Origin of the sequence: uncultured Gimesia sp. (assembly GCF_937919775.1) — a bacterium.
GTDB lineage: Bacteria > Planctomycetota > Planctomycetia > Planctomycetales > Planctomycetaceae > Gimesia.
Map to the genome: position 1 here is coordinate 1 of NZ_CALFPF010000133.1, position 10,583 is coordinate 10,583.

The window sequence follows — 10,583 nt, forward strand, 5'->3', positions numbered from 1 at the left end:
CTACCCACTAGCTACCCGCCAAAGTAAGCACATGAAGGTGACTGGCAAACTACGTTTCACTCAACTCGAGCAATAACTTGACCCACCCGCTCAAGTGGATACGGAAAATGCGTAACTGAAAATCTCAGGAATTCCGTACGACGGACACTATTTCTCAGGTTTTTGTAACACCCATGAGATTTTTGTACGATCATTTTGTTTGAGCGCAATTGTCGCATTTGATCACAAAACACCTGGAACAGAGCTTTAAGAAATAAACTTGTCCGGTTCTCGCACACGTACCGTTTCCAGATAGGCGGTCACGGCGTGTGCTTCGAAACGCGGCAGACGACAGTAATCTACGATGGCATCGGCGATGGCATCAGTTGTAATAATTTCGATGCGTGTCTGGGAGTGTCCGATAAATGGCTCATCATAGACCTGATGATGACCCTGCCCCCAGCAGTTCATACATGTGAATCCTTTAATCCCGAGTTCGCGAAAATGATTTAACATATCCTGTTCGAAGTGGGTCTCGGTAATGACGATGACCTTGGTCAATGGTGTGGTGGCGGCCATGAACATGTCTTCCTGAGAAGTTGATATTTAAAAATGATTTATGTCGATCATGAATGGGTGGATTGTCAGCAGAAACGAAATGGAGGGTCGCCCTGCCGCAATCCACGCATCCACAGGTGAAGTCTGAAAACTTTCTGGCAGAAATAAGGTCTTTCAAGTAGCTGATGGGGCACCTCCTGTAGAAAGCATCTCCCAGGCCGCCTGCGTCTGCCGGTTATGACCATTGGTTGAGAATTTGGCTGCATCAAAATTGTTCATTTTCTGCAAATACTTGACCAGGATTTGTGCGACTTCGTTGAGCTCAGTGACGTGGGGAGCATCTCCCAGACCAAAAAGCAAAGAGCCGTCTCGCCGATCCAGGTCAGCATGCAGAATACGACAGGAAGCCAGGTCATAAACGCCGTACCAGACGGGGACATTTCGTCGTAAACCTCTGATAAATGCCTGAACCTTCCAGGCCATCGCCGCAGCATTGACGAAGATTGCAGTGCCGATCAATTTGCGCCGGTCTAACGCCTCTCTCAAAACCGCGTCCTGCTCCGATTGCGAGTTCATCGCCAACACAGAAGCGGCAATATCTACCGAAGGTATGATTGTTTTAATCAGGGACATGATGCTCCCCTCAACAGTTGTTGCCTCCGGTTTGGGGGACAGATAATGGTCAACGGCAGCAGTGATCGCACCGCAGCCGGTGTGCCCCAGAACCACAATGCCTTCGATCGTCGGCAAATGCTCGACCGCATACGAAATACTGCCCAGGCATTCTGTCGAAGCCACATTGCCCTCCAGTCGAATCTCAAAAACCTCGTTCGCTCGTTGCTGGAACAAATCCAGGACAGGAACGCGCGCATCAGAACAGGCAAGCACAACCGTCTTTGGTGCTTGCTGAAGTGTTTCTCCCAACCGCCCCAGTTGTTTGATGAAACTGGTGTCGGGCAGTCTGTTCTTGTCGGATTTATTTTTCGGCGTTTCTAAAATCTGTTGTTCACGTCGAATTGCTTCTACAAATTCCATATTGCCATGATTCAAAACCTCTTTGATACACTGGCAGGCGCTGGTTCTTTGAGAAGTCTTCATGAATCTGCTCCTTGAAACGGTATCGTGCGAATCGTCCTGATTTTCTCTGTTGCTGATAAATTAAACTCTGGCTGGGGTAAAGGGGCTCCAGCCAGAGCCAAGCGCCTGCTATGTCACAGGAAAAGTAGTCATGATAGCCTGTGCTACCAACATATAGACGGGAATCCCAATCGTAACGTTATAGGTGAATGTCAGTCCCAGCGAGGCCGCCAGAGGCAGTGTGGGACTTGCTTCGGGGATCGCCAGTCTTTGTACCGCCGGAACAGCAATGTAAGAGGCTGCTCCACATAACACGGCAAACAAAGCATAGGTCCCCAGAGCAAACGGCTCTCCCAACAGTATGCTGTAAGCATGGGCTACGGAAATGCCAATAATCGCGAACACGTTCGGAGCCAGCACGCCAAACAGAATGAATCGCCAGCCCGCTGCTTTGAGGTCCCGCAACCGTTTGCATGCGGTGATCCCCATTTCCAGCAGGAACAGGCACAGCATACCGTGAAAAATATTAACAAACAGGGTGTCATCAGCGTTCGTGACCGCTTTACCTTGCAGACGGCCCAGAAATCCAATGACGATACCGCCAAACAAAAGATACAGTCCCGGATTCAGAAAGACTTCATGTAACAGTTCCTTGCTGAAAATGGGCTCTTTTTTCGATACTGTTTCTTCTTCCGCTTCGATCTCAAGATCATCGGCAACTTCAAACTCTGTTGCCAGTTGACGTTTCACTGATGTCTGCGGCATTTCGGCAACCGCAGTTCCCGTTCCACCGTGTCCTGAATATTGATTGTGCCAATCGCGCGATTCGCCAGACAGATTATCAGAAGGTTCCCCTCCTCCCATCGCGAATGCCAGTTTGGTTGCAGGTTGACAACCCCGCTCGTGAGGCATGTTTCCATGAGAGTCCATACCTTTCTGTCGCAAACGCGAAACCAGATACAAGGCAACCAGACAGCCGGGGATTTCCATCACCGCCAGCATCACAGGCATATAGGCGGCATAAGCAATATTCGCTGCCGCAATCACTCCCATACATGTCACAAAGGTCCCTGCAGAGTCCGAGCCATAAAAGCCCGCGACCGTAGCCGCATCGACCTGACGTAACTTCGTAGCCTTCCGGAGTAGGAAATAAGCAAGTATCCCAATAATCAGGTTCGTCACAAAACCAATCGCCATGAAACCCAGGGCCTGTCCGAATTCCGCTAATGAGAGCGATGCCAGTTCTTCACCACCATGCCAGCCGATGGCCACCAGCAGGTACAGAGTCAATCCCTGGTACACCGCCTTCGGAAATTCAAACGGCACCTTCAGAATCGGAATCAGAAAACCCATATAAAAAAACAACAGCAGCGGTTTGAAGAGATTATGAGCAAAATTATACAAAAAATCTTCTAACATCGATTTGCTTTCTCGGATGTGAAACTGAGACGGTGTCCGTACCGAATAGGGGAGACTCCGATGACAAGCGTAAGCACGAATTTTGTCAACGTGGTAAGAATGTTTTTGATCACGAGCAACCGTTATGCCACATCAATAAAATATTTGGCATAATGTGTCTGGAACACACTATTGAAGGCTAAAAACATGGCTTCCGTTGTTGTAAAATGGAGAAAATCCAGAAAGATTTCCAGCAGGAATCGTGCAATAAACTGCAGTAATCGTGCAAGTTCGTGCAGAATTCCCGGAAGTATGTGTAGGTCGGTGTTTTGAAACACACGGATGGGCCTGCTCGCTCCTCTTTTATCGAATTCGGTCGAGCAAGATTGCAGGTTAGAATGTGCTGATCACGGCATGATTGGGTTGCAGAAGTAGATCTCCGTCTGGCGCTTCCGGAAGGAGTTCGGATGACAGTAGCAGTGCGCCTTCCCGGTCGACCCGTTCTGGACCGAGACCTGACATTCCTGCGGAGGTTAATCGAGCTTGAACCACAACAGTACCCCCATCGTCACGCGAATAGCGTAACGAAAAGAGATTCCGTTTTTCGTCAAATCCGGTAACGAGACTCGCTGCCGAGAGCCAGCCCTCATTAATACCCTGCTTGCGAAGCAGAAGCAGTTCGCGGTACCAATTGAACATCTCCCTGTCGCGCAGCGTAGCATCATTCCATTTGGCTCGATAGAACGCTTCGGCGTTCGAGGGCAAAAGTGCGTCCTGCCAGAGATGCGGAGGATATTCTCCGGTGCGGCCTTTGTCGACGTCTTTACGAAGTTGTCTGTCTTCGAAGTCCGCAAAGAACGGGAACGGTGCGTCCGTGGCAAATTCTTCACCCATGAAAATAAGCGGGATCCCGGGGTAAAGCAGCACAAGGGCGGCTGCCGCCTTTTGAAACGACTTCGATGTCAAATGATGAATTCGCTTGCCATGCAGGTGATTGCCGACAGAGTCATGTGTCTGAAGGGCAATCACCAGTGATGCGATGTGGCTTTGTTTCGCTTCGTCCGGATAAAATGCGTTACGCTGTTGTGCGGAAACGCGGGTCGATTCACAACCAGCATAAACGTAGCCATACTGCAGCGAGTCCGCTATATCCTGTGCGCCATAGTATCTGCGATGCGTGAGATGCAGCTCGGGCAGCGCGTAGGAGTAGATGGAATACATGAGGCAGTCGCACCAGATGCCATCGTAGGCGTCCCTGCTCTCATCCGCGCTCAGCATTTCACGATGATAGACATTGGTTTCCGCAATCAGGTGGATCGGCCAATGTGTATTCGCCGCGTATCGCGTGACCGCCTGACGAATTTCATCCAGAATGGTCGGATGACTGTCGTCTAACATCAAATGGACTGCGTCCAGCCGTAAACCGTCGAGATGAAATTCCTCCAGCCAGTAAATCGCATTCTCAATGATAAAATGTCTGACATGTTCGGACTGCGGGCCGTCGTAGTTCAACGCTTCGCCCCAGGGGGTATTGTGCGTTTGTGAAAAATACGGGCCAAATTCTGACAGATAGTTTCCTTCCGGGCCCAGATGGTTATAGACTACATCCAGAATGACCGCCAGACCGGCCGCGTGGCAGGCATCAACGAATGCTTTGAAGTCGTCTGTTGCGCCGTAGGTATTGCGGACCGCGAACAGATCGACGCCGTCATAACCCCAGTTCCAGTGACCCGGCGACTGGGCGACCGGCATGATCTCGACCGCTGTAATGCCCAGGTCCAGCAGTTCCGGCAGACGTTCGATGGCGGCGCGAAACGTGCCCCCTTGTGTGAAAGCGCCCACATGCAGTTCGTAGATAATCAGCGCCCGCTTCTCTATTCCTCGCCACTCCTGGTCAGTCCAGGGAAAACTTTGCGGATCAATAATTTGTGAAAATCCGTGAACGCTCTCGGGCTGATAGCGTGAAGCAGGGTCGGGGCGCGCCACTTCATCGTCCAGCCGGTATTGATACAGCCCGTTGGGAGTGGCATTCCAGACGGTGCCGGTAAAGTAGCCGTGAACAGCGCGGGTCAGGGCTTGCTGAATTTTTGTCTCGCCGTCATGCAGTTCCACGACAACGCTTTTTCGTTGCGGTGCCCAGACCCGAAAATGAGTTTCGTTGAAGGTGACCGGGGTCGCTCCCAGATGTTTGACCGTTTTATCCGATGTCTCTGCCAATCCAAACCAGCGACACCCTTCAAGTACGCCTGTGGTGGCTGTCCCGCGTGCCAGATAGAGACGATTTTCCCAGCCCGATTCTCGATGCAGGTTATACACCCGCTGGGCAAGCGTGCGATCGGCATTTCCTACTAAGATCGTGCGATAACCGGCGGTCAGCGCGGCGAGATCATTGCCCGAATCGCCGGCGAACACGATGTCTTGCGGATTCAAATCGTATGCTTCAAACCACCACTCCAGCGCGTGTGCTTTGGAAACGGTTGCAGGCAACAGGTCGATCAGGCCATCGCCATTGAATGGATCGACGCTGTGAATGATGGAATACGGCGCGTTGATTTGGTCGAGATTTTCCTGAATGCGGTCGACGAGTTCATCCAGTTTTGCTGCCTCTGCGTAGAAGCTGAGTTTGAAGCGGCCCTGCTTTTCCTCTTCCTGAAGACGTAAGCCGGGAATCGATTGCAACCAGTTTCGAAGTATTACGACAGGCATGCCGGCAATGATCTGGTCCTGATACTTCTGATAAGCGACAACGGGAGTGAATTCTCCAGCGACCTGACGCTGAAAGATTGACGTGCCCACATCGCAGATAATCCATTTCGGTTGCGGCAGACGAAAGTCTTTGATCGCCTGAACCACAGATTCGAAGTGGCGCCCGGTGACGAAGATCAGCGAGATATCGTGCAACGCGAACTGGCTTGTCAAAATTTGCAGATCAGCCTGATTTCCAGCGTTGCCATCAAGCGGGATGAATGTACCATCCAGATCTGTAGCGAGAACATGACCACGGGATGCGACGGAAGTGTTGTTTTTCATACTCTGTTCAAAATGTTGATTTGGGGACATCAGATCGTTCCGTCAGTTAGACGCGATTCAGCCAGAGTATCTGGTAAGGCGCGAGTACCAGACGCTCTGAGGTTGCGTAGGTCTTGTCTTCAATCACATCTTGAAAAAATCGTCCCAGGCCTGCGGTGCGGAGTTTGTTGCCTTCGATTTCCTGAGGTTCGTGAGAAAAGTTTGCCAACACAATTAAACGGTGACCTTCATTCAAACGCACATAACCGAGCACATGCTCATTCGATGTTGCGATTAATTCCATGTCCTGTCCAGCCAGCGCAGGCAAAGATTTTCGCAAGGCGATGAATTTTTGAGTCGAGCGGAAGATCTGTTTGCGAATGGAGCCGTTTCCCGGTCCGATATGGTCATCCAGTTCTTCCAAAAACTCCCATCTCATCTTTGGACGATGAATCCAGCGTGAATCGCCGGCTTTGGCAGGGTCTTTGACAAAATCGTAATCGTTGAGCATGCCCCACTCCTCGCCCAGATACAGGAGCGGTATGCCGCCGATACTCAGCGAAACACCGTGCAGCAGCAGCATGCGACGTATCGCCAGTATTTTTTTCTCTTCATCGTCTTCTTCGATGGCTTGTTCCAGCCCCGCCAATGACGCCATCGTTCCCGAGATGCGCATATCTCCGGTCTCCTGGTTTTCCTGAAACGGAACGCCGCGCGCAAACGAATCGGGAAACTGACCGGTATAGAAATCATTGAGGAACCTTCGATGGTCATACGCGTTGATCCCGATGACCTTTGCGTCTGCATCATCGAAGGTCCAGCCGATATCATCGTGGCAGCGGAGATAGTTCACCCAGGCGGTGTTTTTGGGCAGGCGGTAGCGATGCTTGAGTGTCTGGGTGAGAAGAGTTACTTTACGGGTTGCCAGCGATTCCCAGAGCAGCGCCATCAACGTGGGGTTGTAAGAGATCTGGCACTCGTGTTCGCTGATATATTTGACGACATCATCTGGATGCACGATCGCTTCCGACTTAAACAGCAAACCCGGAGTCGCAATCCGTGCCAGTCGGTTGAACGCCTGAATCAGGGTATGCGCTTCGGGTAAATTTTCACAGTTCGTCCCCTTCTCTTTCCAGATAAAGGCGACGGCATCCAGACGCAGAATATCAATCCCCGTATTCGCGATGAAAAACATTTCTTCCAGCATGGCCCGAAAAACGGCCGGATTCGTGTAATTCAAGTCCCATTGAAAACTGTTAAATGAGGTCCACACCCATTGCTGCATGCCGTCATGCCAGGTGAAGTTCCCGCGGCGTACGGTGGGAAAGATCTCCCGAAGCGTGCGCTCGTATTGTTCCGGCTCGGTCCGGTCGGGGAAGATATAGTAATATTCCTGGTACTCTCGATTGCCTGCCTGAGCAAGTTTAGCCCATTCGTGGTCATCGGAAGTGTGATTAAAGACAAAGTCCAACACCAGTGAAATGCCGGCTTCGCGCAGATCACGGGCCAGCAGACGTAAATCGTCAATGGTACCCAGCCGAGGATCGACCGAGCGATAAGTGCTGATGGCGTATCCCCCGTCGTTATTGCCGGGTCTGACAGCGAACAACGGCATTAAGTGCAGATACGTCAGGCCGAGATCTTTGAAGTAACCGACGTTTTCGCGGAGTTTGCTTAAATTTTCTCCGAACAGGTCAACATACAATGCACCGCCGCTGATCTTCTCCGACTGGAACCAGTTCGGCTCGTTGATACGGTGCCGATCCAGTTCACACAGATCATCGGGACGGTCCGCCCAACCCCGGGCCGCTGTCAGCAGCACCTGCTCAATGTGATAGAAGAAGTCGTACCGGGAGTGATAAAGCCGAAACAGCAGTCCAAACAGGGGACGCCAGTGTTCGCTCAGTCGTAATTCAAATTCGTGTCGTTTGACATCGTCGATTTGGCTGGTACGCCAGACCTCTTCGAGCTGAGGTTGCAGTCGTTGCAGCGTCAGATCCGCTTTGAAGTCAATCTCATCCTGCGCCGTGCTCATTCGATCCGATCGTTGGGTATAGTTATCTTGTCCAAAAAGTTGTAGTATTCAATTCCTTCGAGAATACCCGCCGCATGTTCGGCTTTCGCAAAATAAACGCGCGGCAGGTTTCGCAGGCACTCCAGCTCATCGCTGTGATTACCAACGACCACGCCGAGCGTACGTCCCAGCAGCATGCCGGCATCGTTGCCGGAGTCGCCGGAAACCAGCACATGTTCGGGAGCAAAACCCCATTTCCAGAGAACATGTCTGATCGAAAGATCGCTCCCGCCTCGCACCGGTAAAATGTCGAGATACATTCCAAGTGACATAATCACTTTAGCACGCAAACCGGCTTCGCGAAGCGCCTTTTTAATCGCAGTGAGACTGGGACTCACGCTGGTGTCAACTTCGTAGCTGATTTTGAACTCCGATTGATTCTCTTTTTCTTGCAGGAACAAACCAGGAAGTTTGTCCAGAACTTTGTGAATTTCTGCAGGTCTCCAGCCATAGTCGATCGACTTACGCCAGCTCAGATCGGGTGTGAGGTTTTCGCCATAGTGCAATTGCGTTCCAGCGTCGGTGTCGATCAGATCAGGTTGAGGAAGTCCCAATTCCTTGATCAGCGCCATCGCACTGTCCAGGCGCCGGCCCGTCGCGACACCAAAACCGATATGTTCATTATTGCGCAGCAATTCGATGAACTCTTTCAGCGCCTCATCGTCTCCGGTCAGTGTATTGTCGAGATCGGTAATTATCAATCGATCAAATTCCGGAAGTCGACGTGAAGTGGTTTTATCCAGCAGAACCGGTGCGGGGGAATGTTCCAGAATATCGTGCAGGTCGCGCAGATAGCGATTCGCGTGCTGATTCCACGAATAATGCGCGCGCGTGCCTTTGATTCCATTGGCAGACCATTCAGCCCACTGTTCCGGCTCGGTTAAGACTCGCAGGAGTGCACGCTCAATGGCTTCATTGTCGAGCGGGTCGACGAGCAGACCGTTTCGACAGTTGGCAATAATGTCGCGAGGCCCCCCGTCATTCGTGGCCACGATCGGCAATCCGGTCGCACCGGCTTCCAGCAGCGTCAGGCCGAACGGTTCGGTCAGTGCCGGATTGATGAAGACACCTTTCGTCGAGGTCGCCAGCCGAAATAATTCGGGCACATCGTCGGGCTTGTGCGTCTTCGGGTAGGCCACCTTGCCATAAAGATTGTAACGGTCAATCAGATACATCACGTTCTCGATGATCGTTCGCTGTGCTTTTGGTAATTCGCGAAGATCATCATGCGTGCCCAGAATCAGGACCAGATTGGCCAACTCCTGCAGTTGTTCGCTTTCGCCGTAAACCCGAACCAGCGTTTCCAGATTCTTCCGCTCATCGGGTCGTGCCACCGTCAGAATCATCGGCTTATCCGGCTCACGTAAAAAGCAGCCGAGGTCCTCGGCAATTTTCGGCTTTTTCCAATTGGCGTCGATCGGCGAAAAATAAGTCAAATCGACGCCAGGCGGAATGACCTCCATCCGGGAAGGTTCGTAATGATCGTACAATTCATACTGCTGCTGCACTTCCTGGTTCGTACTCGTCACGACCATGGATGCGGTTTCCAGAGCAAGTTCTTCTGCCTCAATGCGTGCCGTGAACTTATACTTATTCTCCAGCGCTGCGACGTCTGTTTTTCCCAGCGAGAGCCGCTGTCGTTTCACACGCCCCAGCGAGTGCCCCGTAAATACATAGGGAATATGAAGTAATCGCGCCAGTTGCGCGCCCGCAACGCCCGCATCGGCATAGTGGCCGTGAATGATGTCCGGTAAACCGGTTCGCTTGAAATGCTGCAGTGTCTGGTCGATGAATAACTCGAGATAAGGCCACAGTGACTCTTTCCGCAGGTAGCGCTTTGGCCCGAAGGGAATCCTGACGATCTTGGCGTTTTCTGAAATCGGCTCTTCCACTTGCGCATAATCGTCATCGACTTTGGGATCAATGATTTGTCTGGTTAACAGTTCGACTTCGCGTACTTGAGTGTGTGCTGCCAGCTCGCGGGCCAGTTCCAGAACATATTTAATCTGTCCTCCCGTGTCTGCATCACGGCCTAACTCGGGATCGTGAGCGCGAATCAATCCGTGCAGGCTGATCAACGTAATTTTCAGATCATCAGATGTTACAGCCGACAGACTTGAGGTTTTGCTATTGGTCGCTGAGCCCGGCTTTTTTCCCGGTGGCTGATTCAATACATTTCTCGCCATAATTTGATCCTGTCTTTAAGTCTGTAGAGTGAAATGTTTCACAACCGTCCGGGGAAGACGACTGTCTTGAGGTTGCCCGTTCTGCTGAGAAAACGGGACCTGTTTCCTCACTGGTGAGTGGTTGGCAGGAGAACCAGGGATGCGCATGAAAAAGCAAATCCAGTCTGAACCCGGAATTGCAGGGACGATGAGCGACCAACACGATTGCTGAGCGACCACTTACATACCCCTTTTCGCATGTGATTTTTGTTAAAAGTTATTGTTTATCTGTTTCTTAAGGGATCCGCAGCAGTTGATCGAAT

General features: G+C 51.4%; 7 protein-coding genes. All 7 read right to left on the reverse strand.

Going from position 1 to position 10,583, the window contains the following annotated elements; translation table 11 throughout:
* Positions 1-246 precede the first annotated feature (246 nt).
* The 7 genes from Q0294_RS03665 to Q0294_RS03695 all read right to left on the reverse strand — a co-directional run bounded on the left by Q0294_RS03665 (position 247) and on the right by Q0294_RS03695 (position 10,281).
* On the reverse strand, positions 247-558 hold the full coding sequence (locus Q0294_RS03665) for a hypothetical protein (protein ID WP_299461032.1): 312 nt from the start codon (positions 556-558) through the stop codon (positions 247-249).
* A gap of 153 nt (positions 559-711) precedes the next feature.
* Positions 712-1,635, reverse strand: coding sequence for a carbonic anhydrase (locus tag Q0294_RS03670; RefSeq protein WP_299461034.1), 924 nt, complete (start codon positions 1,633-1,635; stop codon positions 712-714).
* Positions 1,636-1,743: 108 nt separating this feature from the next.
* Positions 1,744-3,033, reverse strand: a complete 1,290-nt coding sequence (locus Q0294_RS03675) for a sodium-dependent bicarbonate transport family permease (RefSeq protein ID WP_299461036.1) — start codon at positions 3,031-3,033, stop codon at positions 1,744-1,746.
* Positions 3,034-3,155: 122 nt separating this feature from the next.
* Positions 3,156-3,350 carry a hypothetical protein gene (locus Q0294_RS03680; RefSeq protein WP_299461038.1) on the reverse strand — a complete coding sequence of 65 codons (195 nt, stop codon included), beginning with the start codon at positions 3,348-3,350 and terminating at the stop codon, positions 3,156-3,158.
* A 55-nt stretch (positions 3,351-3,405) separates the two neighbouring features.
* On the reverse strand, positions 3,406-6,072 hold the full coding sequence (gene treZ, locus Q0294_RS03685; RefSeq protein WP_299461040.1) for a malto-oligosyltrehalose trehalohydrolase: 2,667 nt from the start codon (positions 6,070-6,072) through the stop codon (positions 3,406-3,408).
* Between the two features lie 16 nt (positions 6,073-6,088).
* Positions 6,089-8,056 carry an alpha-amylase family glycosyl hydrolase gene (locus Q0294_RS03690; protein ID WP_299461042.1) on the reverse strand — a complete coding sequence of 656 codons (1,968 nt, stop codon included), beginning with the start codon at positions 8,054-8,056 and terminating at the stop codon, positions 6,089-6,091.
* Positions 8,053-10,281 (reverse strand): HAD-IIB family hydrolase, encoded by a 2,229-nt coding sequence (locus Q0294_RS03695; RefSeq protein ID WP_299461044.1) that lies wholly within the window; start codon positions 10,279-10,281, stop codon positions 8,053-8,055. The genes Q0294_RS03690 and Q0294_RS03695 overlap by 4 nt, the downstream gene beginning before the upstream one ends.
* Positions 10,282-10,583: the final 302 nt, after the last annotated feature.

Coding starts and splice junctions, on each gene's coding strand:
- Q0294_RS03695 (WP_299461044.1), bottom strand. CDS start 10,281: ATGGCGAGAAATGTATTGAATCAGCCACCGGGAAAAAAGCCGGGCTCA.
- Q0294_RS03665 (WP_299461032.1), bottom strand. CDS start 558: ATGGCCGCCACCACACCATTGACCAAGGTCATCGTCATTACCGAGACC.
- Q0294_RS03690 (WP_299461042.1), bottom strand. CDS start 8,056: ATGAGCACGGCGCAGGATGAGATTGACTTCAAAGCGGATCTGACGCTG.
- Q0294_RS03670 (WP_299461034.1), bottom strand. CDS start 1,635: ATGAAGACTTCTCAAAGAACCAGCGCCTGCCAGTGTATCAAAGAGGTT.
- treZ (WP_299461040.1), bottom strand. CDS start 6,072: ATGTCCCCAAATCAACATTTTGAACAGAGTATGAAAAACAACACTTCC.
- Q0294_RS03675 (WP_299461036.1), bottom strand. CDS start 3,033: ATGTTAGAAGATTTTTTGTATAATTTTGCTCATAATCTCTTCAAACCG.